This window comes from Streptomyces sp. GB4-14 (genome assembly GCF_022696125.1).
Taxonomy (GTDB): Bacteria; Actinomycetota; Actinomycetes; order Streptomycetales; family Streptomycetaceae; genus Streptomyces; species Streptomyces werraensis.
Map to the genome: position 1 here is coordinate 2,157,219 of NZ_RZHO01000002.1, position 25,692 is coordinate 2,182,910.

Annotated in this window: 24 protein-coding genes; 6 read left to right on the forward strand and 18 right to left on the reverse strand. The window is 72.4% G+C overall.

The genetic code is table 11. The features are described 5' to 3' along the window. Positions 1–118: 118 nt before the first annotated feature. The 10 genes from ELQ39_RS10865 to ELQ39_RS10910 form a co-directional block, all read right to left on the reverse strand. Entirely contained in the window at positions 119–922 is an 804-nt protein-coding gene (locus ELQ39_RS10865; protein ID WP_242591759.1) for a response regulator, read from the reverse strand. Continuing rightward, on the reverse strand, positions 912–2,369 hold the full coding sequence (locus ELQ39_RS10870) for a sensor histidine kinase (protein WP_242591760.1): 1,458 nt from the start codon (positions 2,367–2,369) through the stop codon (positions 912–914). Before ELQ39_RS10870 ends, ELQ39_RS10865 begins: the two co-directional genes overlap by 11 nt. A gap of 16 nt (positions 2,370–2,385) precedes the next feature. After that, on the reverse strand, positions 2,386–3,273 hold the full coding sequence (locus ELQ39_RS10875) for a DUF5936 domain-containing protein (protein WP_242591761.1): 888 nt from the start codon (positions 3,271–3,273) through the stop codon (positions 2,386–2,388). 20 nt (positions 3,274–3,293) lie between these two features. Further along, positions 3,294–4,238 carry a type II secretion system F family protein gene (locus ELQ39_RS10880; protein ID WP_242591762.1) on the reverse strand — a complete coding sequence of 315 codons (945 nt, stop codon included), beginning with the start codon at positions 4,236–4,238 and terminating at the stop codon, positions 3,294–3,296. 11 nt (positions 4,239–4,249) lie between these two features. After that, complete coding sequence (locus ELQ39_RS10885) at positions 4,250–5,587, reverse strand: CpaF family protein (RefSeq protein ID WP_190002391.1); 1,338 nt, start codon at positions 5,585–5,587, stop codon at positions 4,250–4,252. A 67-nt stretch (positions 5,588–5,654) separates the two neighbouring features. After that, entirely contained in the window at positions 5,655–6,035 is a 381-nt protein-coding gene (locus ELQ39_RS10890; protein ID WP_400006519.1) for a TadE/TadG family type IV pilus assembly protein, read from the reverse strand. Between the two features lies 1 nt (position 6,036). Continuing rightward, positions 6,037–6,441, reverse strand: coding sequence for a TadE/TadG family type IV pilus assembly protein (locus ELQ39_RS10895; protein WP_242591763.1), 405 nt, complete (start codon positions 6,439–6,441; stop codon positions 6,037–6,039). Beyond that, on the reverse strand, positions 6,438–7,691 hold the full coding sequence (locus ELQ39_RS10900) for an AAA family ATPase (protein WP_242591764.1): 1,254 nt from the start codon (positions 7,689–7,691) through the stop codon (positions 6,438–6,440). Before ELQ39_RS10900 ends, ELQ39_RS10895 begins: the two co-directional genes overlap by 4 nt. Before the next feature lie 9 nt (positions 7,692–7,700). Beyond that, a complete protein-coding gene (cpaB, locus tag ELQ39_RS10905; RefSeq protein ID WP_225643307.1) occupies positions 7,701–8,405 on the reverse strand; it encodes a Flp pilus assembly protein CpaB in 705 nt (234 codons plus the stop codon). A 70-nt stretch (positions 8,406–8,475) separates the two neighbouring features. Then, complete coding sequence (locus ELQ39_RS10910) at positions 8,476–9,309, reverse strand: hypothetical protein (RefSeq protein ID WP_242595582.1); 834 nt, start codon at positions 9,307–9,309, stop codon at positions 8,476–8,478. A gap of 439 nt (positions 9,310–9,748) precedes the next feature. Between ELQ39_RS10910 and ELQ39_RS10915 the strand changes: the two genes are divergently transcribed. Continuing rightward, a complete protein-coding gene (locus tag ELQ39_RS10915) occupies positions 9,749–11,455 on the forward strand; it encodes a chitinase (RefSeq protein WP_225626181.1) in 1,707 nt (568 codons plus the stop codon). Between the two features lie 69 nt (positions 11,456–11,524). On the opposite strand, the gene ELQ39_RS10920 is transcribed toward ELQ39_RS10915, so the two are convergent. Further along, the gene (locus ELQ39_RS10920) at positions 11,525–12,028 is read right to left on the reverse strand and encodes a YfbM family protein (protein WP_242591765.1); all 504 of its coding nucleotides are present in this window, start codon (positions 12,026–12,028) and stop codon (positions 11,525–11,527) included. 184 nt (positions 12,029–12,212) lie between these two features. On the opposite strand from ELQ39_RS10920, the gene ELQ39_RS10925 reads away from it, so the two are divergent. Together ELQ39_RS10925 and ELQ39_RS10930 are read left to right on the forward strand one after the other, a co-directional pair. Then, complete coding sequence (locus ELQ39_RS10925; RefSeq protein ID WP_242591766.1) at positions 12,213–12,722, forward strand: SigE family RNA polymerase sigma factor; 510 nt, start codon at positions 12,213–12,215, stop codon at positions 12,720–12,722. Positions 12,723–12,785: 63 nt separating this feature from the next. Further along, positions 12,786–14,051, forward strand: a complete 1,266-nt coding sequence (locus tag ELQ39_RS10930; protein WP_242591767.1) for a hypothetical protein — start codon at positions 12,786–12,788, stop codon at positions 14,049–14,051. 22 nt (positions 14,052–14,073) lie between these two features. Here ELQ39_RS10930 and ELQ39_RS10935 read toward each other — a convergent pair whose 3' ends face one another. Next, positions 14,074–15,396, reverse strand: a complete 1,323-nt coding sequence (locus tag ELQ39_RS10935) for an Nramp family divalent metal transporter (RefSeq protein ID WP_242591768.1) — start codon at positions 15,394–15,396, stop codon at positions 14,074–14,076. Positions 15,397–15,576: 180 nt separating this feature from the next. Here ELQ39_RS10935 and ELQ39_RS10940 point away from each other — a divergent pair, with 180 nt between their 5' ends. Continuing rightward, positions 15,577–16,917, forward strand: a complete 1,341-nt coding sequence (locus ELQ39_RS10940; RefSeq protein ID WP_242591769.1) for a M14 family metallopeptidase — start codon at positions 15,577–15,579, stop codon at positions 16,915–16,917. Here ELQ39_RS10940 and ELQ39_RS10945 read toward each other — a convergent pair. The 5 genes from ELQ39_RS10945 to ELQ39_RS10965 form a co-directional block, all read right to left on the reverse strand. Continuing rightward, on the reverse strand, positions 16,914–17,585 hold the full coding sequence (locus ELQ39_RS10945) for a hypothetical protein (protein ID WP_242591770.1): 672 nt from the start codon (positions 17,583–17,585) through the stop codon (positions 16,914–16,916). The genes ELQ39_RS10940 and ELQ39_RS10945 overlap by 4 nt on opposite strands. A gap of 100 nt (positions 17,586–17,685) precedes the next feature. Continuing rightward, complete coding sequence (locus ELQ39_RS10950) at positions 17,686–19,173, reverse strand: GntP family permease (RefSeq protein ID WP_242591771.1); 1,488 nt, start codon at positions 19,171–19,173, stop codon at positions 17,686–17,688. 117 nt (positions 19,174–19,290) lie between these two features. Beyond that, positions 19,291–19,701, reverse strand: coding sequence for a RidA family protein (locus tag ELQ39_RS10955; RefSeq protein WP_190002380.1), 411 nt, complete (start codon positions 19,699–19,701; stop codon positions 19,291–19,293). 13 nt (positions 19,702–19,714) lie between these two features. Further along, positions 19,715–20,473, reverse strand: coding sequence for an IclR family transcriptional regulator (locus ELQ39_RS10960; RefSeq protein WP_019522387.1), 759 nt, complete (start codon positions 20,471–20,473; stop codon positions 19,715–19,717). Next, a complete protein-coding gene (locus tag ELQ39_RS10965; RefSeq protein WP_242591772.1) occupies positions 20,470–21,543 on the reverse strand; it encodes a sugar kinase in 1,074 nt (357 codons plus the stop codon). Before ELQ39_RS10965 ends, ELQ39_RS10960 begins: the two co-directional genes overlap by 4 nt. A 132-nt stretch (positions 21,544–21,675) precedes the next feature. Between ELQ39_RS10965 and ELQ39_RS10970 the strand changes: the two genes are divergently transcribed. Then, positions 21,676–22,941 carry an alanine racemase gene (locus tag ELQ39_RS10970; protein WP_242591773.1) on the forward strand — a complete coding sequence of 422 codons (1,266 nt, stop codon included), beginning with the start codon at positions 21,676–21,678 and terminating at the stop codon, positions 22,939–22,941. Between the two features lie 11 nt (positions 22,942–22,952). Continuing rightward, the gene (locus ELQ39_RS10975) at positions 22,953–24,563 is read left to right on the forward strand and encodes an N-acyl-D-amino-acid deacylase family protein (protein WP_242591774.1); all 1,611 of its coding nucleotides are present in this window, start codon (positions 22,953–22,955) and stop codon (positions 24,561–24,563) included. Positions 24,564–24,584: 21 nt separating this feature from the next. On the opposite strand, the gene ELQ39_RS10980 is transcribed toward ELQ39_RS10975, so the two are convergent. Beyond that, positions 24,585–25,520 carry a S1 family peptidase gene (locus ELQ39_RS10980; protein ID WP_242591775.1) on the reverse strand — a complete coding sequence of 312 codons (936 nt, stop codon included), beginning with the start codon at positions 25,518–25,520 and terminating at the stop codon, positions 24,585–24,587. Between the last annotated feature and the right edge of the window lie 172 nt (positions 25,521–25,692).

A 25,692-nucleotide genomic window follows, 5' to 3' on the forward strand; every position in this document is an offset into this window, starting at 1 on the left:
TTGGTCCCGGGGCCGCTGTCGACCTGGGCACCGTACGAGGGGTTGGTCAGGCCCCTCAAGGGTCCCGGGGCCCATTTCCGGACCCAGAGGCGGGCCCAGCGTGTCGTCGGTGTGTGCCTCACCACCGGCCACCCCCGTCCCGGGCCGAAGTCCTCCCCGTGCCGCGCCACTTCGCAGCGGCCTCGGCGCGGCTCGTGCTGTGCAGCTTCGCGAAGATGCGGTTGATGTGGTTCTTGACCGTCTTCTCGCTGATGAAGCAGGTGGCGGCGATCTGCTGGTTGTTCATGCCGGACGCGATGAGCTCCATGATCTCCGCCTCCCTCGCACTCAGCCCGTACGTCGACCTGTCGGACTCCGACTGTGCCACATCCGGTTGCACTTGCGAAAGGTTTTTCGTAGAAGTAGGCCCGGCGTCCTGCCAACTTCCGCCAGACATAACCCCGAAAGCGGAATCTGTGCCACCCCCCTCCCGTAATTGCGCCAGCAATCTCCCCGCCGCCGTAGGCGTCAAGTGCGGCCTCCCCCGTCTCGCGTCCCGTACCGCCGTCACCAGCTCGTCCGGTGTGAAGTCGCCGTGCACCAGATACCCGTTGGCGCCCCGGCGCAGTGCCTCGTGGACGATGTCCGACTCCCCGCTGTACGTCAGCATCAGGACCGCCGTCAGCGGCACCAGGTGAGGGAGGGCCGCGAGGCCGTCCACCCCCGGCATGCGGACGTCCAGCAGCACCACGTCCGGTGTGTGGGCCAGCGTCGCCACGTACGCCTCCCTCCCGTCCGCCGCCTCCGCCACCACCTCCAGGTCCTCGCGGCCGGAGAGGAGGGCCGTCAACCCCGCGCGGACCACCGGGTTGTCGTCGGCCACGACCAGCCGCAGAGGCTCGGGAGGCGGCACCTCCCCGAACGGGTCCGGTTCACCGCGCATGGCGGACCTCCGTCCTCGGCAGCGCGAGCGGCCACTCCACCCGCACCTCCGTCCCGCGCCCCCGTTCGCCCGGTCCGAAGCTGACGCGCGCCCCGACCGAGGCGGCCCGTTCCACCATGCCCACCAGGCCGAAGTGGCCCGAGCGGCGCAGGCGGTCGAGGTCGGGGGCGGCGGGGAGGCCGGGCAGGCCCGTGCCGTCGTCGCGGACGCCGACCGTCAGCACCCCACCCTGGACTCCGGCCCGCACGTCCAGCCTCTTCGCCCGTGCGTGACGGTGGGCGTTCTCCATCGCCTCCTCGGTGATGGAGAGGAGCTGGCGGGCCACCGCCGGGGGCACCCGCAGCGGCCGGCCGCCCTCACCCGTCCTCGCGTACGTCACCGGCGCCCCACTCCGCGCCCTGAAGTCCCGCACCGCGCACGCCAGATCCCCCAGCACGTCCACCGCCCGCCCCGGCCGCCCCTCCCTCCGCAGGTCCGTCAGCAGTTCCCGCGACTCCGCGGCAGCCCTCCGCGCGGACCGCGCCACCAGTTCCGCCTGGCGTTTCACCAGGGCGGGGTCCATGCGGGCGGCGCCCGCCGAGCAGGCCAGGCCGTCCGCCGCCAGGGCGACCCCGTGCAGCGTCTTGGCCACCGAGTCGTGCATCTCCCGTGCGAGGCGCGCCCGTTCGGCGTCGACCGCCTCCGTGACCGCGAGGCGGGCGCGGACCGCGGCCAGGGCGCGGGTCGCCTCGCCGAGGCGGAGCATCAGCTTGCGCAGGCTGGATCCGGCCGCCCCCGCGACGACGCACAGGCCGGGCAGGATCAGCGTCTCGGCGGGTTCGGTGTGCGGGTTGTCCAGCGTGGCGTGGACGAGCAGCAGGATCACGCCCTGGAGGGAGGCGAAGACGGCCGCGCCCCGCCAGCCGTAGATGAGGCCCGCGAGCAGCGGCGTGCAGACGCTGACGTAGGCGAGGGTGGTGTCGGGGCCGGCGGAGACCAGCAGCAGGGCGCCGAAGAGAGTGTCCGCCGCGAGGAGGGTGGGGTGGCGCAGGAGGAGGGGGCCGAAGCGCTCCCAGTCGCGGAAGAGGGCGTACGACACCATGAAGGTGACGACGACGGCGCTGCCGACCAGGCGTACGCCCCAGCCGGGGCCCGCGTTGAGGAGGGCGGACGGGGCGGCCAGGGCGATCATCGCGAGCCGGAAGCCGAAGGCCTGGCGGCACAGCGCCTGGAGGGCGTTCACCTGGAGCTGGGTGTCCGTGACCGGCGGGGCGGGCGGGTCCTGAGGTGTGCGGGCCGCCCGAGGCGAACCCCCCGGGGCCCCTGCCTCCGTCACCCCCTGCGGCGTCCGCGCACACGCCGCGACCGGCGCGGCGGGCGCGGACGGCCCCGCCCCCGCCCGCCGCTGAACGGCCGGGCCGCGGCGCCGCCGCCACGCCCGTCCCCTGCGTGTCCGAGTCGTCGTCATCGCACTCCGCCTCCCGTCACTCGCCCGTGAGCGAGCCGAAGTCGGTGCCGGAGCCGAGGATCAGGCCGGCGCCGAGGAGGATCATCGTGGCCGGGACCATGAATGTGGTGATCATCAGGGTGGCCTTGGGGACCGCGCGGGCCGCCTTGCGGCGGGCGTTCTGCGCGTCCGTGCGGCGCATGTCCTTGGCGAGCGCCACCAGGGTGTCGACGATGGGCGCGCCCAGCTCCTCGCCCTGCTGGAGGGCGGTGACGAACATCGCGACCTGTTCGGAGTCGTTGCGGCGGCGCAGTTCGGCGAAGGCCTGCCGCCGGCTCATGCCGAGGTCCATCTGGCGCAGGGTGATGCGCAGTTCGTCCGCCCAGGGGCCCTCGTACTGCGAGGAGACGCGTTCGAGGGCCTGGCGGAAGCCGAGGCCCGCGCTGACCACGACGGCGAGGACGTCGAGGAAGTCAGGCAGGGTCCGCTCGATGACGTCCTTGCGGACGCGGATCGCCGACCAGATGCCGACCTCCGTCCAGAACGCGCCGAACGCGAGCAGCAGCAGCGCCACGAACAGCTGGCCGCGCATCAGGAACACCAGGAAGCCGAAGCCGCCGAGGGCGCCGTAGACGGCGCGGCGGGCGGCGTAGCGGTGGATGGTGAGGCCGCCGGGGTTGCCCGCGAGGTCGATCCTGCGGCGGTACTTGGCGACCAGTCCGGGTCCCATGAGGCGCAGTACGGCGGGCGCGTAGCGCATGCCCATGCGGTCGATGAGGGAGTCGACCGCGCCGGTGCGGGTGGAGCCGACCTCCAGGGCGAGCATCAGGTCGCCGGGGAGTTTCGCCTCCGCCCGGTACATGCGGATGCCGGCGAAGATGCCGCACACGGCGAGGGCCGTCAGTGCGGCGAGCGCGAGTGCCATGTCGTCGTCCCCTTCCCGGCTCAGACGTCGATGCGGGACAGGCGGCGGATGAGCAGGAAGCCGACGGCGTACAGGCCGAAGGCGACGAGGACCGCGATCTGTCCGGCCGTCGATCCGGTCATGCGCTCCAGGGCGCCGTCCTTCACGCCGTTCATCAGGAACAGCGAGCCGACGCCGAGCACCGGCACGGCGTACGAGGTCATGCTGACCTGGGAGAGCTGGGTGCGGACCTCGCGCCGGGTCTCCTTGCGTTCCTCCAGCGTCTCGGTGAGGTTGCGCAGGGCGCTCACCACCTGGCCGCCCGCCCGGTTGGCCAGCACCAGCGTGGTGACCAGGACGACGAGTTCGCGCGAGGGGAGCCGGTCGGAGAGTTCGCCGAGGGCGTCCTCCATGGAGGCGCCCATCGCGAGCTGGTTGGCCACCTTGGCGAGTTCCTCGCCGGCCGGGGCCTCCAGCTCCTCCGCGGCGATGCCGATGGCGGTGCGCAGGGCGAGGCCCGCCTGGGTGGCGTTGGCGAGGATGCGGGCCAGTTCGGGGAGCTGGTTGATGAACCGCTCGATGCGTTTCTGCCGCTGCCAGTCGAGGAACTGCAGGGCGGCCCACACGCCGAGGAGTCCCGCGATCGGGCCGAAGAAGGGCGCGAGGGCGGCCTGCCCGGCCAGCCACAGTCCGGCGACGGCGGTGAGCATCGCCACGGAGAACTCGCCCGGTGTGACGTCCAGGCCGGTGGCGAGCAGGCGCAGCTCCAGTTTGTGGCCGAGGCGGGTGCGGCGCAGCCGGCGGTCCAGCGTCGGGAAGCGGCGCCGGCGGCCGGCGGCCGGGAGCTCCCCGGTGGCCGACAGCCGGTCCACCAGTGCGTGGCGCTGCGCCCGCCCGGCCGCGTACACGTGCACGCCTGCGACCGCGAGGACGCAGGTCAGCAGGGTGACGCCGGTGGTCAGCGTGATCAGGTTCTGCAGCTCCATGGGGGCGGTACCTACCTGGCTTCTCGGGTGGCGAGCTGGTCGGCGGAGTGGGCGATGCCGAACGCCTGCGGGACGGGCTGGCCCGCCATGTAGAGGCGGTCGGCGGTCCGCCGGGGCAGGGGATGGTGGACGAAGGAGCCGTGGACGCGGCCGTCGGGGGTCATCGGGAGCGCGTCGAAACGGGCGACCGTGGCCAGCCGGTACGGCTCCCCGCCGTGGCTCTCCAGCAGGGCGATCTCGGTGATGCGGCGGGCGCCGTCGGCGAACCGGGTGAGCTGGACGATCACGTCGACGGCGCTGTTGATCTGGTCGTGCAGGGCGACGAAGGGGATCTCCACGTCGGACATGGAGGCGAGGGTCTGCAGCCGGGTGAGGGCGTCCTCGGCGCTGTTGGCGTGGACGGTGGCGAGGGAGCCGTCGTGTCCGGTGGACATGGCCTGGAGCATGTCCAGGGACTCGCCGCCGCGGACCTCGCCGACGACGATGCGGTCGGGCCGCATCCGCAGGGAGTTGCGGACCAGGTCGCGGATGGTGACCCGGCCCTTGCCCTCGACGTTCGGCGGGCGGGACTCCAGGCGGATGACGTGCGGCTGCTGGAGCTGGAGTTCGGCGGAGTCCTCGATGGTGATGATGCGTTCGCCCGTGGGGATCAGACCGGACAGGGCGTTGAGGAGGGTCGTCTTCCCGGTGCCGGTGGCGCCGGACACGATGATGTTGAAGCGGGCCTGCACCAGTCCGGCCAGCAGGTACAGCATGGGCTCGTCGAGCGAGCCGAGGCCGATCAGCTCCTGGAGGGTGAAGGAGCGGGGGAAGCGGCGGATGGTGAGGACCGCGCCGGTCAGGGACAGCGGCGGGATGATGACGTTGACGCGCTCCCCGGACGGCAGCCGGGCGTCGACCATGGGGTTGGACTCGTCGACGCGGCGGTTCACGGTGGAGACGATGCGTTCGATCGTCTGCATGAGCTGGTCGTTGGAGGCGAACCGCAGCGGCAGCTGCTCCACCCGGCCGCCGCGCTCGACGAAGACGGCGTCGGGGCCGTTCACCATGATCTCGGTGACGGACGGGTCCTCCAGCAGCGGTTCGAGGATGCCGAGGCCGAGGGCCTCGTCGACGACGCGTCGGATCAGCTGGGAGCGTTCGACCGTCGACAGGACGGGGCCCTCGCGGCTGATGATGTGGCCGAGGACGCGTTCCAGCCGGGCCCGGCGCTCGGCCGGGGACAGCGCGCTCATCTCCGCGAGGTCGATCTCCTCCAGGAGCTTGGCGCGGAAGGACGCGACGAGGTGGCCTTCCTCGCCCCGCCCGGTCCTCTCCTCGGGGGAGTTGATGCGTGCCCGCAGGCTCATGAGTGGCTCGCTCCTCGTCGTCCTCGTCCCGGTTCCTGGTTCGTCGGGCGCTCCGGTGGTGGTGGGGTCAGTGGTCGACGGGCATCGTGGCGCTCCTCCCCGCCGATCCGAAGTCCCAGCCGGGCACGACGGACGGGATGTCGACCCGGGCGGTGACGGTGACCTCGTCGCCGCCGCCCGACGTGCCGCACGAGGTGCCGCCGGCCAGCCAGGAGCTGACGGCGGCCGCGCAGGCGGCCTGGGCGCCCTGGTTCAGGGAGGCGCTGCGGGCGCCCGCGCGGGCGGCGGTGCCCGCCTGCTGTGCGGTGTAGGCGATCAGGCCGAGCTGCACCCCGGCCATCGCCACGATCAGCAGGACCGGCAGGAAACCCAGGTACTCGATCGCCACCTGCCCGCGGTCGCGGCGACGGTCACCTTGCCGGTGCGGCATGTCGGATCGGTACGCCATGTCAGTCCGTCTCCTCCTCGACCGCGCCCGCGTGACCGGTCACGTCGAACGGGAACGACAGCGTGCCGGGGAAGAGGATCGGCACCCTGATCCTCACGTCGGCGGTGACCATGCCGCCGCCCGTCGCGCAGGTCACCGTGGCTCCGCTGCCCCAGGCGCCGGACAGCTTGTCCGTGCCGGCCGCTTGGCAGGCGCCCTGGCGTGCGCCGGGGGACGCGGCCGTCCCGGCGCGGGCCGCCTCGTCGGCGGCGTTCCCGGCGAGGGTGAAGGTGTAGCCGACGAGCACGAGCTGCCACAGCACGACCAGCGTGACGAGGATCGTCGGGGTCATGCCGAGGAACTCGACGGTGACCTGCCCCCGGTCGCGGCCCGGCCCCGTCGCCCTCGCCCACCTGTGGCCGCTCATCCCGTGCCGTCCCTGCGCCGCCGGAAGCTGACCGCGCCCCGGTCGCCGCGCAGCCGGCCGCCCTTGTGGCCGGTCTGCGCGGCCCGTACCAGGCCGAGTTCGCCGGCCAGCGCCCACATCGCCTGCTTCACGGTGCTCTTCGCCTCCAGTTCGTGCACGCGTCCGGCGTCCACCACGCCCTGGAGCTCCTTGAAGTGGGCGGGGACCGTGGTGACGGCGACCGCGGTGCCGGTGATCCGCGCGATGAGCGGCGGCTGGATCTCCGTGGACCGGGTGTGCCGGTTGACGACGACCGTGGTCTCCTCCGCCTTGCGGATCTGCAGCCGGTCCCACATCCGCACGGCCCGCTTGGCGCCCCGTACGGCGATCACGTCGGGGGTGGTGACCAGCAGGGCCCGGTCGGCCATCTCCACGGCCGCCGCGCCGGCGCCGCCGAGCTGGGCGCCGCAGTCGACGACGACGACCTCGTAGCGGGAGCGCAGGGCACCGACGATGTGACGGGCCGCCCGGTCGGTGACCTCCTCGCCGCGTTCGCCCTCGGCGGGGGCGAGGAGCAGGGCGAGTCCGCTGTCGTGGCGGAAGACGGCGTCGGCGAGGACGCGCGGGGAGATGTCGTTGATCGCGGCCAGGTCGACGACGGACCGCCGGAACTGGACGTCCAGGTAGGAGGCGACGTCCCCGGTCTGGAGATCCATGTCGACCAGGGCGGTGGCGCGTCCGGAGGTCTGGGCGGCGAGCGCGAGCTGCACCGCGGTGAGGGTGGCGCCGACCCCTCCTTTGGCGCCGCTGACGGTGACGACGGTGCCGCCGGCGCCGGAGACCGGGTCGGCGCCGGCGCCCAGGTGGCGCCGTACGCCGGCCGACCACTGGGCGACCGCCTGGACCCGGCTGGCGAGCTCCTCGTAGCTCAGCGGGAGGGCGGCCAGGCCGCGGGCGCCGTGGTCCATGGCGGCCTGGAAGAGGCCGGGGCTCGCGTCGGAGGTGACGAGGACGACGCCGACGGCGGGGAAGCGCAGGGCGACCTCGCGGATCAGTTCCAGCGCGGGGACGGGGCCGATCCGCTCGTGGACGACGACCACCTCGGGCAGTTCGTCCAGGGACTCGGCGGCCAGCCGGGAGAGGGTGTCGACGAGCTGCGTGGAGTCGGTCACCGGGGCCATCGGCTCCGTGTCGGGGAGCTGGCCGATCAGGGTGGTGAGGGACCGGGCCGCGTCCGCGTCACCGACTGCCGGGAGGATCCTGGTGGACATGCGGGCCTCTCACTTGTCCTGCGCGAGTTCGTACGTCCGGTCCTTCTCGGGGACGCCCGTGTCGCCCCCGGGGCCGACCAGCGCGAGCCGCACCCGCTGGGCGAACGACTCGGCGTAGGTGATGCGCTGGGCGTCGAGGGTGGACAGCGCGAAGGTGATGGGGACGGCGTCGGCGGGGCCCCGGCGGTCGTCCTCGTCGGGCTGGAGGGCGGTGAGCCGGCCGACGTCGAGGACCTTGGCGCCGGTGACGATGATCTTCGACTGGTCGGGGTCGCCCTCGCGCTGCCCCTCGAAGGTGGCGTACACGTTGACCGTGGAGCCCGGGGTGATCTTGCCGGCCACGCCCGTCGCCGCGTCGATCATGATGGCGACCTCCTGCTGCCCCGGCCGGAGGGCGGGCCGGTCCACGATCATGTCGGTCTGCAGCAGCGAGCCCTTGCGCAGGGTGGTGACGGCGATCTTGCCGCGGATGTCGTCGAGGTCGGTGACGGCGTTCTCCGACAGCCAGCGCTCGGGCATCTCGATCCGCTCGAACTGGTCGGCGCCGAGCGTGGTGTAGGGCGCGATGTCGGTCTTCAGCCGGTAGGCGGCGACCTCGGGGCCGACCTTGGAGCGCACGTCGTTGATGACGGAGAGCACGCCGGCGAACGCGCCGAGGGCGCACAGGACCGACAGGAGGATGAGTATCACGCCTCGGCGCTGACGGGAGTTCATGAACCGTGCAACCTCGTTGGGGGGTGGCGGTCGAGCGGGACGGTGCGGGCTCGTGCGGTGGACGGACGGGTCAGGTGCGTCGGGTGAGGGCCGGTCTGGCCTCGGGGGCGGGCGGGGTGGCCGAGCAGAACACGCAGCGGTCGCCGATGACGTCGATGCCGCACCAGTGGCAGGTGCCGCGCCGTACGGACGTGACCAGTTGGTAGAGGACGGACAGGTCGGGCAGGAAGGTGCAGAACTCGACGAGCTTGCCGGTGCCCCACCAGCGCCCGGACTCGGCGGGCAGCGGCGCCTCGCGCAGGCCTTGCACCCGCCAGGCGGGCGCCAGGGTGGTGGTGACCCAGTCGGAGGGGAGCTGGCCGCGGGCGACCAGCATCCAGGTGCCGAACTCGGGTCCGTCCAGCATGGCGTCGGGGCCGAGGCGCACGAGCTGCGGCTGGGGGTGGGCGAGGACGGCGAACTGGCTGCCGGGAAGCCAGGACTTGGCGTGCTGCTTGAGGTCGACGGGGACCCGGTCGAGGCGGGCGACGGAGCCCAGCAGCGCCCCGGCGTGCAGGTAGTGGGTGAGCAGCCGGCCGGCCGAGGCGAGCACGCCGGGACCGATGTCGCAGGAGGCGAGCTGCCGTAACTGGCGGGCCAGCACGGCCACGGCGAGCGGCGGCAGGTCGGGGCGGAACAGCGCTATCCGGTCGCTCTCCAGCAGGGAGCGCAGGGTGTGGAGCCGTCGCAGGACGGGGGCCGGGGTGGCCGGGGAGCACACGACAACGACATGGCCGTGCGTCTCGACGACGGCCTGGAGCTCGGTCAGCACCTGATCGAGCGGGCGGGTGTCGACGTCGCGCAGCACGACGGCGGGCAGCGTCCGTTCGTCCTGCGCCGGCAGCGCCATGTCGGCGCCGGTCACGGCAACGGCAGTTGGCACGCGCGGCTCCCCGTTCTCCCCATGCCCGTCGGCCCACCGGGTGTTACTCCGGTGCACCCTCGTGACTTCACTGCGTGACTACCTCAGCACTGTATCCGCGGGTCTGTGACCGGAGAACAGCCTTTGGGCAGCCGAACAGCAACTCCTCGGACTCACAATGCGTCAAACCGGGGCAGGTCGATCATCTCGCCGGTCTCGATACGGCACCGACCGTGCGGGTTTGGTGCACCCGGCTTGACGCCGGACCCGCTCCGGTCCCTCCGGGCCACGCTTCCCACCCGCCCGTCGCCCTACTCGCGTGCGGGCGCCGCCGTTTCCGGTCTGGACCTATTGACAAGCGGATTGGTCTGGACCACGGTGTGACGCATCAACGGTGGCCACCGTCGCTTCCCCTCCCCAACTCCCCCACCGGAGGCCCCAAGTGGACCGCGCATCCCGTACGCCCGGACGCGGCAGACGCCCCTGGGCGGCCGCCCTCGTCTCCGCCCTGGCCCTCGCCCTTCCCCTCGCCGGAGCGGGCCAGGCGACCGCGGCCGACGTCAACAACGCGAAGAACGCCGGGTTCGAGTCGGGCCTGAGCGGCTGGAGCTGCTCCGCGAACAGCGGCAGTGTCGTCTCCTCCCCCGTGCACGGCGGCGCGTCCGCGCTGAAGGCCACGCCCGCCGGGCAGGACAACGCCCGCTGTTCCCAGACGGTCGCGGTGCGGCCGGGCTCGACGTACCGGCTGACCGGATGGGTGCAGGGCGGGTACGCCTACCTGGGCGTGACCGGCACCGGCACCACGGACGTGTCCACGTGGACGCCGGACTCCTCCGCCTGGAAGCAGCTGTCGACCAGCTTCACCACCGGCTCGAGCACCACCTCGGTGACGGTCTACACCCACGGCTGGTACGGCCAGCAGCCCTACTACGTCGACGACGTGTCCGTCCTCGGCCCCGACGGAGGCGGCGGCGGTGACCCGGAGCCGACGGTCCCGGCCACCCCGGGCGGGCTGACCGTCTCCGGCACGACGGCCGGTTCGGTGACGCTGGCGTGGAACGCGGTGTCCGGCGCGACCGGCTACACCGTCTACCGCGACGGCACCCGGGCGACCGCCGTGACGGGCACCTCGGCCACCGTGACCGGGCTCGCGGCCTCCACGTCGTACAGCTTCCAGGTCACGGCGACCAACGCCGCGGGCGAGTCCGCCAAGTCGGCGGCGGTGTCCGTGCGCACCCGGGAGAACGGCGGCGGGGGCGGTGACCTGCCCCGGCACGCGGTCACCGGCTACTGGCAGAACTTCAACAACGGCGCGGCCGTGCAGAAGATCTCCGACGTGCCGGCCCAGTACGACATCATCGCGGTCGCCTTCGCCGACGCCACCGGCACCCCGGGCGCCGTCACCTTCAACCTGGACTCGGCGGGCCTGAACGGCTACACCGTCGACCAGTTCAAGGCGGACGTCCGCGCCAAGCAGGCGGCCGGCAAGAAGGTCATCATCTCGGTGGGCGGCGAGAAGGGCACCGTCGCGGTGAACGACTCCGCCTCCGCGACGAACTTCGCCGACTCGGTGTACGCCCTGATGCGGGAGTACGGCTTCGACGGCGTCGACATCGACCTGGAGAACGGGCTGAACGCGACCTACATGACGCAGGCGCTGCGGCAGCTGTCCGCGAAGGCGGGCCCGTCGATGATCCTGACGATGGCGCCGCAGACCATCGACATGCAGTCGACGTCCAACTCCTACTTCCGGACGGCGCTGAACGTGAAGGACATCCTCACGGTCGTCAACATGCAGTACTACAACAGCGGTTCGATGCTGGGCTGCGACGGCAAGGTCTACAGCCAGGGTTCGGTGGACTTCCTCACCGCGCTGGCCTGCATCCAGCTGGAGAACGGCCTCGACCCGTCCCAGGTGGGCCTCGGCCTGCCGGCCTCCACCCGGGGCGCGGGCAGCGGCTATGTCGCGCCGTCCGTGGTGAACGCCGCCCTGGACTGCCTGACCCGCGGCACCAACTGCGGCTCGTTCAAGCCCTCGAAGACCTACCCGGGTCTGCGTGGCGCGATGACCTGGTCCACCAACTGGGACGCCACGGCGGGCAACGCCTGGTCGAACGCGGTGGGCCCGCACGTCCACGCGCTGCCGTAGCCGATCCGGCTTCCGCCCCGACCGCCCCTGTCCGGCCCACCGGGCAGGGGCGCGGTGTCTCCGCGCCGGTCAGCTGATCCAGAGCAGAAGGCCGTCCCCGTCACGGGCCGCCGCGCGGAAGTACGGCACCAGGGCCTCGTAGTGGGCGGTCACCTCGTCCAGCGGCTCACCGCGCTCCCAGACGATCGTCGGGTAGATGTCCGCCGCGGCCAGGTCGGCCGGGGTGACCCCCTCGGTCAGCCGGGCGGAAGGCGTGGCGGCGAAGGCCTCGGCGGCGGTGCGGACCTGCTCCGGGGTGAGGCAGCGGGGCGGTCCGTAGCTCCAGTTCCCCGCGCCGGGTATCTCCTCCTCGCCGAAGACGACGTCCACGGGGAAACCGATGCGCCGGAGCAGGAAGTCGAGGGCGTGCCACATCTTGTCGGTCTCGAAGCGGCGCGCCCGGTCCCCCGGCGGCTCCACGTCCCACTCCTGCTCGGTCAGCTCCTGAACACGCTCGTACGCCCAGTCCGGATCGCCGACCGCGCGCTCGAACTCGGCGGCCGTCAGGCGCGCGTACTCCCCGATCATGCCCACGATGGCTCCCCGACAGGTCGACGGCCGGCGCTCGTGCGCGCCGGTGAAGGACGCGGTCATCCTGGCAGCGGCCACTGACAACGGACCGCGCGCGCTGTGTCCGCCGCCACATGAAACATTTCTCCGGGTCCACCGCATCAGTGAGGTGAGAGCGGTTCGGGGAGCCACGACGGGGGACGGCGGAATGAGACAGCAGCGCAGAGCGGACTACACGGAGTTCGCCTCGGCGCGGGCGGGCCACCTGTACCGGTCCGCGTGCCTGCTCACCGCCGGGGACACGCACCTCGCCGAGGACCTCGTGCAGGAGACCTTCGGCCGGCTGTACCTCCGCTGGGGGCGCGTCTCACGGGCGGAGAACCCGGCCGCGTACGCGCAGACCGTGCTCACCCGGACCTTCCTCGCCCACCGCAGACTGCGCAGCAGCCGGGAGCGGGCGACCGACTCGTTCCCCGACCTGCCGGGCGCCGACGGCGGTGACGCGCCACTGAGGCTGACGCTGATGGCCGCGCTCGCCAGGCTGCCCGTCAAGGACCGCGCCGTGGTCGTCCTGCGCTACTGGGAGGACCGCTCGGTGGAGCAGACCGCCGACGCGCTGAACGTCAGCTCGGCGGCCGTGCGCACGCGGTGCGTCCGCGCGCTCGGCCGGCTGCGGGAGCTGCTGGGCGAGGACCTCCACGAGTTCTCCCGCCCCTGACGCCGGCCGCCCGGCCCCTTCATCGACCTCCTACGCTCACACCCGCAGAAAGGTGGGTTCGTCATGCCCGAGAACCAGTACACCGATCCCTTCGAGGACCGGTTCGCCGCAGCGCTGCGCGACACCGGCCACAGCTTCCGCGCCGACGACCCGGCCGCCCTCGCCGGCAGAGGTGAGGTGCGCGGACGGCGGAAGCAGCTGCTGCGGCGTACGGCCGTGCTCGGCGGGATGACCGGTGTCGCCCTGGTCGGTGTGGGTGCGACGCTGCTCCTGCCCGCCGACGTGCACGGCCCCCGGCGGACCTCCGCGGCGGCCGGTCCTGCCGCGACGGCGAGCCCGTCGGCGGCGATCCCGTCGCCCGCCGGGACTTTCACGGGCGACGACATGCTGCGTTCGCTCAAGGAGCTGCTGCCGCAGGGCACGTTCAGCGAGGAGCAGGCCCAGGGCACGGGGGCGACGACGCCCCCGTACGCGCGGCTGGTGTTCGACGACGGCGCGGGCGCGGCGGCACTCGGTCTGAGCGTCGACCGGACGGACCCCGGCGGCGAGCAGGCCGCCCAGTGGACGACGTGCCCGGACAAGAGCATCGTCTCCTACGACGACTGCACCAGCGCCACGCAGCCGGACGGCTCCCGGCTCATGGTGCTCCGCGGCTACGAGTACCCGGACCGGCGGGTGGACACCAGGTGGTGGAACGCCGAACTGGTCACGCCGGACGGGGTGCACGTGACCCTGAGCGAATGGAACGCGCCCGCGCAGAAGGACGCGCCGGTGTCGCGCCCGCAGCCCCCGCTCTCCGTCGAGCAGCTGAAGGAGGTCGTCACCGCCGACGTGTGGCGGCGGGTCGCCGCCGCCATGCCGCAGAGTCCGAACCCGTCCGTGACCGGCGAGGCGCCTTTGGAGGGCAGGCCGTCCGGGGCGATCGCCAAGACGCTCATGGGTCTGCTGCCCGAGAACGTGAAGGTGACCGGCCGGAGCGGCCCGGGCGGCGACTACGCGTACCTCGTCGTCGACGACGGCAAGGGCGGGAGCCTCGTCCAGATCAATGTGCAGCCCGGTATGTCCGACGTGGCCGGCGACCTGTTCCGGGACGCCGAGAAGCTGGCCGACGGCACGCTGGTCACCACCCGGAAGTCGCCCGGGGAGAAGGCCGGCAAGGACGTCGTCATGTGGACCGCGGACACCTTGCGCCCCGACGGGCTGCGCGTCGTCGTCAGCGCCTTCAACACGCCGGCCCAGAACGAGGACGCCACGCGCGACGCCCCCGCGCTCACCCTGGCGCAGCTGCGGGAGATCGCGCTGAGCACGGTGTGGGACGCGGGGGCGTGAGGCGGGCCGGACGGCGGACCGGTCAGAAGAACTCCGACCACGGCTGGTCCCAGATCTGCTTGACCGCCAGGACCAGGAACAGCAGGCCCGCGACCGTCAGCATGCCGTTGCTGAGGTGGCCGTTGCGCCACTCGCGCGGGGTGCGTGAGGAGTTCAGCAGCCACAGGAGGGTCAGGGCGAGGAACGGCATGAAGGCGGCGCCGAGGACGCCGTAGATGATGATCAGGCGGAACGGCTCGTCCTGGAACAGCAGGATCATGGGCGGGAACGTCAGCCACAGCAGGTACGCGCGGAAGGCCCAGGAGCGTTCCCGGCGGCCGGAGGCCAGTTCGTCGGCGCGCGCCTGACGCTCACCGCGCTGCCGGGCGAGGAAGTCGGCGAACATCAGGCTCACGCCGTGCCAGACGCCGATCAGGGAGGTGAAGGAGGCGGCGAAGAAGCCGACCAGGAACAGGGTGCCGGTGGTCGCCCCGTACCGGTCCTCGAGGATGTCGCCGAGCTGGATCAGCCCCTGGTCGCCCCCGGAGATGGCGACGTTCGCCGAGTGCAGCAGCTCCGCGCCGACGAAGAGCATCGCGACGACGAAGATGCCGGTGGTGATGTACGCGACCCGGTTGTCCAGCCGCATGACCTTCATCCAGCCGCTGTCGGTCCAGCCCTTGGCGTTGACCCAGTAGCCGTAGGCGGCCAGTGTGATGGTGCCGCCGACGCCGCCGATCAGGCCGAGGGTGTTGAGGATGGAGTCCTTCTCGTCGGGCACCACGGGGAGGAGGCCGGCGAAGGCGTCGCCCAGGTTGGGCGTGACGCGGAACGCCAGGTAGACGGTGACCACGAACATGACGCCCACCAGGACGGTCATGACCTTTTCGAACACCGCGTACTTGTTGAACCAGACGAAGACCAGGCCCACCAGTCCGCAGGCGATGCCCCAGTACTCGAGGTCCATCACGTCCGGGAACAGTGCCTGGAGCGGCAGCGCGCTGGAGGACATGGCGGCGGCGCCGTAGACGAAACCCCAGATGACGGCGTAGACGGCGAAGAACCAGGTGGTCCAGGGGCCGAGCGTGGCCCAGCCGTCGAACAGGGTGCGCCCGGTGGACAGGTGCCACCGGCCGCACGCCTCCGCGAGGGAGATCTTCACCAGGCAGCCGACGACGGCGGCCCACAGCAGGGTGTAGCCGAAGTTGCTGCCCGCGATGAGGGTGGCCACGAGGTCACCGGCGCCCACGCCGGTCGCGGCGACGACGATGCCGGGGCCGATGTAGCGCCAACTGGACCCGCGCGGCCGGGGGCCGGGCCCTTCCTGCGCGCCGATGTCCTGGGTGTTTCCCGTGGTGTCCGCCATGGGGTCAAGAAAGCGGACGGGTGCCGGTCCCACAAGAGGGCGTGCCGGGATCTTCACCGGTTCCCCCTGGCGGGGCGGCCGACGCCGCACTCTTGACCTGATCATGTCAGCTCTCGACGATGGCCGCACCGCACCACGCACGTCGCCATGAACCACCCCACCTCCCCACAAGGAGAATTCATGCGACTCCGTTCCCGCGGCAGACGCCCCGCCGCGCTCGCCGCACTCCTCGCCCTCGCGCTCGCCGCGCCTCTGTCGCTCACCGCGGCCGCCCCGGCCGGCGCCGACGGGGCGCGCCGGGCGGCCCCCTCGGCGGACGACATCCGCCAGTACGAGATCCACCAGCGCACCACGCCCGTGACCCGTACGGCGATCCAGCGGGCCGGCGTCACCGTGGACGAGGCCGACGAGGAGACCGTGGTCGTCTCCGGCCGCGCCGACCAGATCCGCGAACTGCGCCGCCAGGGCTACGAGGTCACCCCGCTGGGCACGGCCCCCGACCGCTCCACGGCCGCCGACGGACCGCGCCTGTTCGACTTCCCCTCGGCGGACTCCCGCTACCACAACTACGCCGAGATGAACGCGGAGATCGACCAGCGGATCGCCGCGTACCCGTCCATCATGAGCAAACGCGTGATCGGCAAGTCCTACCAGGGCCGGGACATCGTCGCGGTCAAGGTCAGCGACAACGTCGGCGCCGACGAGGCCGAGCCCGAGGTGCTCTTCACCCACCACCAGCACGCCCGCGAGCACCTCACCGTCGAAATGGCCCTGTACCTGCTGCGGGAGCTGGGCGCCGGGTACGGCAGCGACGCCCGGGTCACGAAGATGGTGCAGGAGCGGGAGATCTGGATCGTCCCCGACCTCAATCCGGACGGCGGCGAGTACGACATCGCCACCGGCTCCTACCGGTCCTGGCGCAAGAACCGCCAGCCCAACTCCGGTTCGTCGTACGTGGGCACCGACCTGAACCGCAACTGGGACTACCGCTGGGGCTGCTGCGGCGGCTCCTCCGGTTCCAAGTCGTCCGAGACCTACCGGGGTTCGGCGCCCGAGTCGGCACCCGAGGTGAAGGTGGTCGCCGACTTCGTGCGCGGCAGGGTGGTCGGCGGGGTGCAGCAGATCAAGGCCGGCATCGACTTCCACACCTACAGCGAGCTGGTGCTGTGGCCGTTCGGCTACACCTACTCCGACACCACCACCGGCATGACCGCCGACGACCACGCCGCGTTCAAGGCCGTCGGCCAGAAGATGGCCGCCAGCAACGGCTACACGGCCCAGCAGTCCAGCGACCTGTACATCACCGACGGGTCGATCGACGACTACCTCTGGGGCGCCCACAAGATCTTCGGCTACACCTTCGAGATGTACCCGAGGTCGGCGTCCGGCGGCGGGTTCTACCCGCCCGACGAGGTCATCGAGCGGGAGACGTCCCGCAACCGTGACGCCGTCCTCCAGCTCCTGGAGAACGCCGACTGCATGTACCGGGTGGTCGGCAAGGAGGGCCAGTACTGCCGTTAGGGCCTGCCGGCCGCCTCGGCCTTGCCCTCGGCCTCGGCCTGCTGGTCCTCCGCCTTGTCCTCCGCCCGGTCCTCGGCGTCGTCCTTCGCGTCGTCGGAACCGGCCTGTTCCCCGGCGCCGTCGTCGAAGTACGCGTCGAGGACCTTGTCCAGGGCGGCGTCCCACTCGGCGAACCGGCGGCGTGAGTCGGCCTCGATCTCGATCGGGTACCAACGCCGGTCCGGGGTGTGGACGGTGACGGTGAACCGCTTGCCGAAGCGGGCCGTCTCCGTCTCCACCGCGCCGATCTCGTCCCAGCGGAAATCGCACTCCTGGTCGTCCAGCTTCAGCCGCACGCCGCGGTGGTCGGCGACGATGGCGGCACGGCGGTCGGACGCCTCGAAGACCGGGCCGTCGGGGGCGGGTTCCGGCTCGTCGTCACCGGCGGCCTGGTCGTCCCCGGCGGCCGGGGAGTCACCGGACTTCTCCGGCTCGTCGGCCGCCGGGGAGGCATCCGAGGCGGCTTCCGTCGCGGTGTCGTCGACGGCTCCGTCCCCGTCCGTGCCGGGCGTGTCCTTCGCGTCCTCCTCGCGGCCGGTCGCGGGCGCGGTGAGCCCGGGGATGAAGGCCGGGTCGAAGCCGGCGCCCTCCAGGGGCTTGCTGCTGCTCGAACCTATGCGCTGCTCCACACCGCAGGAGTATGGTCGACGATCCTGTGCGCGTCACAGCCAGCCCCGACTTCGTTATCAGACGCCTACACGGGCACCACGCCTCACCGCGCCCCCGGGGTCACACCACCAGGCTCAGCGCCGCCGCGACGACGAACCCGGCGACGGACAGCACGCTCTCCAGCACCGTCCACGTCTTCAGCGTGTCCCGCTCGCTGATGCCGAAGTACTTGGCGACCATCCAGAACCCGCCGTCGTTGACGTGCGAGGCGAAGATCGAGCCCGCCGAGATGGCCATGATGACGAGGGCGACGAAGGCCTGCGAGTGGTCGCCCCCGGAGAGCAGCGGCGCCACGATGCCGGCCGTGGTGACGATGGCGACCGTCGCCGAGCCCTGCGCCACCCGCAGCACCACGGAGATCAGGTACGACAGCACGATGACCGGCAGGCCGACGTCGTTGAAGGTGTCGGAGAGGGCCTGGGCGACCCCGCTGCCCTTGAGCACGGCGCCGAAGACGCCGCCCGCGCCGACCACCAGCAGGATGTTGCCGACCGGCTTGAGCGAGGAGGTGGACACCGTCTCCAGGGACTTGCGGGACCAGCCGCGCCGGATGCCCAGCAGGTAGTACGCGAGGAACAGGGCGAGGGTGAGCGCCACGAACGGGTGGCCGAAGAACTCGATGACCGACCGCAGGGTGGAGGGGTCCAGCGCGATGGAGGAGAAGGTCGCCGCGAGGATGAGCAGGAGCGGCGTGCCGATGATGCCGAGGACCGTGCCGAGCGGCACCGGCGTCTCGCGCGGCTGAACGCCCGACGCGCGCTGTTCGGCGGCGACGGCGTCCTTGGCCTCCTGCGCGGCCTCCACCATGTCCTGCGGGACGGCGACGAAGATGCGCTTGCCGATCCACGCGGAGTAGACCCACGCGGCGACGACCGCGGGCAGGCCGCAGACCACGCCCATGAGGATGACCCAGCCGAGGTCCACGTGCAGCAGTCCGGCGGCGGCCACCGGGCCCGGGTGCGGGGGCAGGAAGGCGTGGGTGACGGAGAGACCGGCGAGGAGGGGGAGGCAGTAGAGCAGGATCGACTTGCCGGAGCGCTTGGCGGCCGCGTAGACGATGGGCGCGAGGACGAAGATGCCGACGTCGAAGAAGACGGGGATGCCGAAGATGAGGCCGGTCAGGCCCATCGCGAGGGGCGCCCGCTTCTCACCGAACAGTCCGAGCAGCCGGGACGCCAGCACCTCGGCGCCGCCGCTGACCTCGAGGATCGCGCCGAGCATGGTGCCCAGGCCGATGATGATCGCGACATGGCCGAGGATGCCGCCCATCCCGGACTCGATGGTGGACACCGCGTCCGACTTCTGCACGGTGCCGAAGAGTTCGGTGACCGACAGGCCCGCGAGCAGGCCGACGGCTATGGAGACGCCGAGCAGGGCGACGAACGGCTGGAGGCGGACCTTGATGATCAGGAAGAGCAGCAGGGCGATGCCGATGGCGGCCACGGTGAGCAGGCCCGCGGTGCCGTCGATCAGGAGGAGCAGTCCTCCGGTGTGCGGTGGTGTCTCGGCGGGCGCGGAGGCGGCGAGCGGGAGGGACGGATGGGACATCGGGGGGTCCTCTGGGTAAGGGCATGGTGCTTTCGGGCAGGGGGGATCGCGGCACGGCGTCCCGGGGTGCGGGGCGCCGTGCCGTGACGACGTGCGGTGTGCGGGTGGTGAAGGGGGTCAGCCGAGGACGGCGAGCGCGTCGATCTCGATGAGGAGGCCGGCGGGGAGACCGACGTAGACGGTCGTGCGGGCGGCCGGGGGCTGGGTGAGGCCCTGCTCCTCGAAGTAGGCGTTGTAGAGGTCGTTCATCTCCGCGAAGTGGTCCACGTCCGTGAGGTAGACGCGGATCATCATCACGTCGTCCCAGCTCGCGCCGCCCTCCTCGAGGATCGCCTTGACGTTGGCGAGGGTCTGGAGGGTCTGCTCGCGCAGGGTGGGACCGGCGGGCGTGGGCGGCCTGCCCTCCTCGGCGGGCAGGAAGCCGACCTGGCCGGCGACCTGGAGGATGTTGCCCTTGCGGACGCCGTGCGAGAACTTCGCGGGCGGGGTGGTGTGGGTCTTCGGGGTCAGCGCGACTTTCTCGGTCATGCGGGGGATGTCCTTACTTCGGTTCTGCCGGGGTCCGGCCGGAGTACTCGCCGCTGATGGCGTCCGCGGTACGGCGCACCAGCGGGAGCAGGGTGAGGAGTTCGTCGGCGGTGACGACGACGTTCGGCGCGGAGACCGACATCGCGGCGACCACCCGGCCGTCGGCGCCGCGGATCGGCGCGGCGACGCAGTTGATGGACTCCTCGTGGCCGCCGAGGTCGGTGGCCCAGCCCTGTTCGCGCACCTTGGCCAGCTCCTGGAGGAACGCGGCCGCGTGGGGCGTCGAACGGGGCGTGTACATGGGGTAGTCGAGCTTCTCCGCGAGGGCGCGGCGCTCGTGTTCGGGCAGGTCGGCGAGGAGCAGCTTGGCCACGGCGGCGACCGTGATGGCGACGGGCTTGCCGATGCGGGAGTACATCCGCACGGGGTAGCGGCTCTCCACCTTGTCGATGTAGAGGACCTCGTTCTCCTCGTACACGGCGAGGTGGACGGTGTGCCCGCACTGCTCGTTGAGGCGTACGAGGTGGGCGTGGGCGATCTCGCGCACGTCGAGGTTCTCCATCGCCTCCTGGGCGAGGGCGAAGAGGCGGGCGCCGAGGCGGTAGCGCTGGTCGGACTGGCGGTAGACCAGGCCGTGCTCGTGGAGGGTGCGCAGCAGGCGCAGGGCCGTGGACTTGTGCACGCCGAGGCGGTCGGCGACCTGGCCGAGGTCGGCGGGGCCCTCCGCGAGCAGCGGAAGGATGCTCAGGGCGCGGTCTACGGTCTGGCTCATGGGGTGCGTGCCTCCTCTGCGGCCTCTGCGTCGGCGTCTGTCCAGCCGGGGCCGAGACGCAGTCTCCCCCACGCGGGGTCGTCGAGGGCGGCGAGGCGGTCGGCGAGGGTTCGGGGCGGGGGTGGGGCCAGGTCACCGGGGGTGATGAGGGTGGCGGCGGCGGCGAGGTGGCCGTGGCGAAGACGGTCCCGTACGGGCAGACCCCGGAGGGTGGACGAGAGGAAGCCGGCGGCGAAGGCGTCGCCGGCGCCGACTGCCGCGACGACGTCGACGTGCAGGGCGCGTACGAACGTCGCGGTGCCGTCGGCGTCCTCGCAGGGGCCGTCGGTGTCCTTGGCGAAGGCGACCGCTCCGCCCTTGCCCTGCTTGACGACGACGATCTCAGGTTCGGGAAGGGCCTCCCGCACCGCACGGGCGCCGTGCAGCCCCCATGCCTGGCGCGCCTCGTCCTCTCCCACGAAGACGATGTCCGCCCCGCGGGCCAGCTCCAGCAGGACGTCCGGATCCTGGCCCTCGCCCCACAGACCCGGGCGGTGGTTCACGTCGAAGGAGACGAGAGGGCGCCCCGGCCGGGGGGCCGTCAGCTCGCGCATCAGGTCCAGGCAGTCCGGCGAGAGCGCCGCCGTGATGCCCGAGAGGTGCAGGACGCGTCCTGCCCGCGCCGCCTCCAGGTCCACCTCCGTCGGCGACATCGCCGACGCCGCCGAGCCCGCCCGGTAGTAGGCGACCTCGTGGGTGTCGTCCGCGCGGTCGCCGGCCGTGCGGAAGTAGACGCCGGTGGGGCGGGAGGGGTCGCGGCGGACGTACGACACGTCGACGCCGTACGCGCCGATCGCCTCGACGAGGTGGTCGCCGAAGCCGTCCGCACCGACGCGGCTGACCCACCGGGTGGTGTGCCCGGCCGCCGCGAGCGCGCACGCCACGTTGGACTCCGCGCCGCCGATCGACCGGTGGAAGGCGGGGACGTCGGCGAGGCGGCCGGGCCGGGCCGGCAGGAACGTCACCATGGACTCGCCGAGCGCGACGACGTCCACGACGTCGGGGGCGTTGCGGGTTCCGGTGACGGTCACGATGGCGGGGCTCCTCGTCGGGGCGGGGCGCGGTGTCCGTTGACCGCGTGTGGCGGAGATGTTAGACAGCGGTGAGCGATATACGCAATGAGTGTTGCAGTGCACGCAACGCACCTGATCAGGGAGGCTGTCATGGTCCTCGATGCTCTCGCCCGCCTCGCCGAGGAACGGGTCGGCCACCGCTTCAAGGGTCTCCCGCCGGACGCCGCGGACCTCACCGTGGGCGAGCTGGCCGCACAGCGGCGGAACCTCTTCACCGACGGCTTCACCACCCCCGTGCTCGCACTGTCCGCCGAGCGGCTGGAGCACAACCTGGCGGCGCTGGAGACGTACGCCGAGCGGCACGGGCTGGCGTTCGCGCCGCACGGCAAGACCTCCATGGCGCCGCAGCTCTTCCACCGTCAGATCGAGCGGGGCGCCTGGGGCATCACCCTGGCCGTACCCCATCAGGTGCGCGTGGCGCGGGAGTTCGGCATCGAGCGGGTCTTCCTGGCGAACGAGCTGGTGGACGCGGCGGCGCTGCGGTGGATCGCCGCCGAGCAGGACGCCGACCCGGCGTTCCGGTTCGTCTGTTACGTCGACTCCGTGCGCGGGGTGGAGCTGATGGACGCGGCGCTGGCCGGGGCGTCACGGCCGGTGGACGTGGTGGTCGAGCTGGCCGCGGGTGAGGGCGCACGGACGGGCGTGCGGACGGAGGCGGAGTGCGCGGTGGTCGCCGACGCCGTGGCGGCCGCGCGGGCGCTGCGGCTGGTCGGGGTCGCCGGGTACGAGGGCGAGGTGCCCCGGGCGGACCCCGAGAGGGTCCGGGCCTGGCTGCGGCGGCTGGTGGCGCTGGCCGTGGACTTCGACGAGGCGGGGCGGTTCGCGGGGCTGGACGAGATCGTGGTGAGCGCGGGCGGCAGCGCCTGGTTCGACGCGGTCGCGGACGTCTTCGCGGAGGTGCCGGAGCTGTCGGCGCCGGTGCTGAAGCTGCTGCGCTCGGGCGCGTACGTGTCGCACGACGACGGGCACTACGAGCGGCTGACGCCGTTCAACCGGGTGCCGGGCGAGGGCGGTCTGGAGCCGGCGTTCCGGCTGTGGACGCAGGTGGTGTCGCGGCCGTCGGCGGAGCAGGCGTTCACCAACGCGGGCAAGCGGGACGCGGCGTACGACCTGGATCTGCCGGTGGCCCGGGCGGTGCGCCGGGAGGGGGTGGAGCGGCCGGCCACGGGCATCGAGGTGACCGGTCTGTCCGACCAGCACGCGTGGCTGCGCACCTCTTCGGAGGCGGATCTGGAGGTGGGAGACTGGGTGGGGTTCGGTCTGTCGCACCCCTGCACGTCCTTCGACAAGTGGGCGCTGATCCCCGTGGCGGAGGCGGACGGCACGGTCGTCGACTACATCCGCACCTTCTTCTAGGAGGCAGGACCGTGGAAGAGCTCGTCATCCGGGACGCGGACGTCGTCGACGGCTCCGGCGACCACTCCTACCGCGCGGACGTGGTGGTGGACGGCGGACGCATCGTCTCCATCGTGAAGGAGGCGGCGGACGCGGGCTGCCAGCGTCCGAAGGCACGGCGCGAACTGGACGCGGAGGGGCTGGTGCTGGCCCCCGGATTCATCGACATGCACGCGCACAGCGACCTCGCCCTGCTGCGCGACCCCGACCACAGCGCGAAGGCCGCGCAGGGGGTCACCCTCGAAGTGCTCGGCCAGGACGGACTCTCGTACGCGCCGGTGGACGACCGGACGCTGGGCGAGGTGCGGCGGGCGATCGCCGGGTGGAACGGCCCGGGCGACGGCATCGACTTCGACTGGCGCTCGGTGGGCGAGTACCTGGACCGGCTGGACCGGGGCGTCGCGGTGAACGCGGCGTACCTGATCCCGCAGGGCACCGTGCGCGCGCTGGCCGTCGGATGGGAGGACCGCGAGGCGACCCCTGAAGAGCTGAACCGCATGCGGCGGTTGGTCGCGGAGGGCATGGAGCAGGGCGCGGTCGGCATGTCGTCCGGGCTGACGTACACGCCGGGCATGTACGCCCCGGACGCCGAACTGACCGAGCTGTGCCGGGTGGTGGCGTCGTACGGCGGCTACTACTGCCCGCACCACCGCTCCTACGGCGCCGGCGCCCTGGAGGCGTACGCGGAGATGGTGGCCCTCACCCGGGAGGCGGGCTGCCCGCTGCATCTCGCGCACGCCACCATGAACTTCGGCGTGAACAAGGGCCGGGCCCCCGAGCTGCTGGCGCTGCTCGACGAGGCGCTGGACGCGGGCGCCGACATCAGCCTGGACACCTATCCGTACACCCCCGGCTGCACGACCCTCGTGGCGCTGCTGCCGAGCTGGGCGAGCGAGGGCGGCCCGGAGGAGGTCCTGCGGCGGCTCGCGGACGAGGCGACGGCGGAGCGGATCCGGCACGACCTGGAGGTCACCGGCTCGGACGGCTGCCACGGCGTGCCGGTGGAGTGGGAGACCGTCGAGATCTCCGGGGTGGGCGATCCGGCGCTGGACGAGTACGTGGGCCGCACGGTGCTCCAGGCGGCGCGGGCGCGCGGCGAGAGCCCCTGGACGGTGGCGCGGGAGCTGCTGCTGAAGGACCGGCTCGCCCCGACGATCCTCCAGCACGTGGGTCATGAGGAGAACGTCCGGGCAATCATGCGGCACCGGGTGCACACGGGCGGCTCGGACGGCATCCTCCAGGGCGCGAAGCCGCACCCGCGCGCGTACGGGACGTTTCCCCGCTACCTCGGTCACTACGTGCGGGAGCTGGGGGTGCTGTCGCTGGAGGAGTGCGTGGCGCATCTGACCTCGCGCCCGGCGGCGCGGCTACGGCTGCCGGACCGGGGGCTGGTCCGCGAGGGCTACAAGGCGGACCTGGTGCTGTTCGACCCTCGGACGGTGGACGCCGGGTCCACCTTCGCCGAGCCGCGGACGCTGCCCACGGGCATTCCGTACGTGCTGGTCGACGGGCGGTTCGTGATCGAGGACGGGCGGCGCACGGACGTGCTGGCGGGGCGGGCGGTGCGCGGGACCCCGCGCTGACCGCCCGCCCCGCCGGGCCCGTCAGGGCTTGGGCACAGTGCAGCCGCTCGCGCTCAGGTCGAGGCGGTTGCCGGTGGTGAAGCAGGCGGTGAACGGGTAGGTCTGCTGGGCGTAGTTGATGCCCTGACGGACCGTGACACCGCCGTTCTGGTCGACCTCGCACGGATTGTTGACCGTGCAGCGGGCGCCGTCCTCATTGCCGGTGTTGTTGACGGCGACCACCTTGCCGGTGGCGTCGTCGACCACCGGGGAGCCGGAGGTGCCGCCGATGGTGTTGCAGGCAGAGGTGTAGCGGACCGAGTCCTTCCAGGTCCAGTCGCCCTCCTTCAGCCGGTAGGCGAAGCCGTCGACGGAGCAGCTGTAGATCCGCTTCCAGTAGCCGGAGACCACGCTGATGGCGGTGCCGGCGGCAGGGCGGGAGCTGCTGAGGGTGAGCGGGTCGATCCCGTACGCGCTCTTGATCTGCGCGTACGTGGTGGTCAGGCGGTAGATCGCCGCGTCCGTGTCGGTCATGGTCGCGTAGACCAGCCGGTCGGCGCGCAGGGTGGCGACCTTGGCGCCGGAGGCGTTCAGCAGGCCGAAGGTGCGGCTGGACGCCCGGTCGGTGAGGACCTGGCCGGGCGCGGGGAAGCCGCTCTCCAGGCAGTGGCCGTTGGTGAGGACCAGCGCCGGGTCGGAGGCGGCCGAGTTCGGCATGCGGACGACGGAGCCGGAGCAGTTGCTCAGCGAGACGGTGCCCGCGAAGTTCACCGCGGCCGACTTCGGCGCGGTGAGCCCCGACAGGGTGTCCGCGACGGCCCCGACCGTGTCGCCGACGACGTCCGTCAGCGACGTGGCCGGGGCCGTGCCCGTGGTCGTGTCCGCGCCCGTGGGGGATGGCGCGGCGGCGACCGCGGGGGTCGCGCCCGCGCCGGCGAGTGCCAGGGCGCAGAGCGCGACGACGAGAGGTTTTCTCATGGGGGTCCCCTCAATGCGGCGTCGGGCGGCCGGATCGCTCCGGCCGCCCACAAAGTTGTCATGCGCATTGTCAGCACGGGGACGCCGGACGGGCAAGGACGCGTTTTCCCCGGTGACGGTCCGGCGGCACACACCCCCGGCCGCCGGGCACGACGCACCCCCCGCCCCGGGC

Excerpts from the sequence above, each read along its gene's own strand:
- ELQ39_RS10865 (WP_242591759.1), bottom strand. The coding sequence starts at position 922 with ATGCGCGGTGAACCGGACCCGTTCGGGGAGGTGCCGCCTCCCGAGCCT.
- ELQ39_RS10870 (WP_242591760.1), bottom strand. The coding sequence starts at position 2,369 with ATGACGACGACTCGGACACGCAGGGGACGGGCGTGGCGGCGGCGCCGC.
- ELQ39_RS10950 (WP_242591771.1), bottom strand. The coding sequence starts at position 19,173 with ATGTCCCATCCGTCCCTCCCGCTCGCCGCCTCCGCGCCCGCCGAGACA.
- ELQ39_RS10900 (WP_242591764.1), bottom strand. The coding sequence starts at position 7,691 with ATGTCCACCAGGATCCTCCCGGCAGTCGGTGACGCGGACGCGGCCCGG.
- ELQ39_RS10930 (WP_242591767.1), top strand. The coding sequence starts at position 12,786 with ATGCCCGAGAACCAGTACACCGATCCCTTCGAGGACCGGTTCGCCGCA.
- ELQ39_RS10955 (WP_190002380.1), bottom strand. The coding sequence starts at position 19,701 with ATGACCGAGAAAGTCGCGCTGACCCCGAAGACCCACACCACCCCGCCC.
- ELQ39_RS10940 (WP_242591769.1), top strand. The coding sequence starts at position 15,577 with ATGCGACTCCGTTCCCGCGGCAGACGCCCCGCCGCGCTCGCCGCACTC.
- ELQ39_RS10960 (WP_019522387.1), bottom strand. The coding sequence starts at position 20,473 with ATGAGCCAGACCGTAGACCGCGCCCTGAGCATCCTTCCGCTGCTCGCG.
- ELQ39_RS10885 (WP_190002391.1), bottom strand. The coding sequence starts at position 5,587 with ATGAGCCTGCGGGCACGCATCAACTCCCCCGAGGAGAGGACCGGGCGG.
- cpaB (WP_225643307.1), bottom strand. The coding sequence starts at position 8,405 with ATGAACTCCCGTCAGCGCCGAGGCGTGATACTCATCCTCCTGTCGGTC.
- ELQ39_RS10875 (WP_242591761.1), bottom strand. The coding sequence starts at position 3,273 with ATGGCACTCGCGCTCGCCGCACTGACGGCCCTCGCCGTGTGCGGCATC.
- ELQ39_RS10895 (WP_242591763.1), bottom strand. The coding sequence starts at position 6,441 with ATGAGCGGCCACAGGTGGGCGAGGGCGACGGGGCCGGGCCGCGACCGG.
- ELQ39_RS10970 (WP_242591773.1), top strand. The coding sequence starts at position 21,676 with ATGGTCCTCGATGCTCTCGCCCGCCTCGCCGAGGAACGGGTCGGCCAC.
- ELQ39_RS10980 (WP_242591775.1), bottom strand. The coding sequence starts at position 25,520 with ATGAGAAAACCTCTCGTCGTCGCGCTCTGCGCCCTGGCACTCGCCGGC.
- ELQ39_RS10890 (WP_400006519.1), bottom strand. The coding sequence starts at position 6,035 with ATGGCGTACCGATCCGACATGCCGCACCGGCAAGGTGACCGTCGCCGC.
- ELQ39_RS10925 (WP_242591766.1), top strand. The coding sequence starts at position 12,213 with ATGAGACAGCAGCGCAGAGCGGACTACACGGAGTTCGCCTCGGCGCGG.
- ELQ39_RS10880 (WP_242591762.1), bottom strand. The coding sequence starts at position 4,238 with ATGGAGCTGCAGAACCTGATCACGCTGACCACCGGCGTCACCCTGCTG.
- ELQ39_RS10935 (WP_242591768.1), bottom strand. The coding sequence starts at position 15,396 with ATGGCGGACACCACGGGAAACACCCAGGACATCGGCGCGCAGGAAGGG.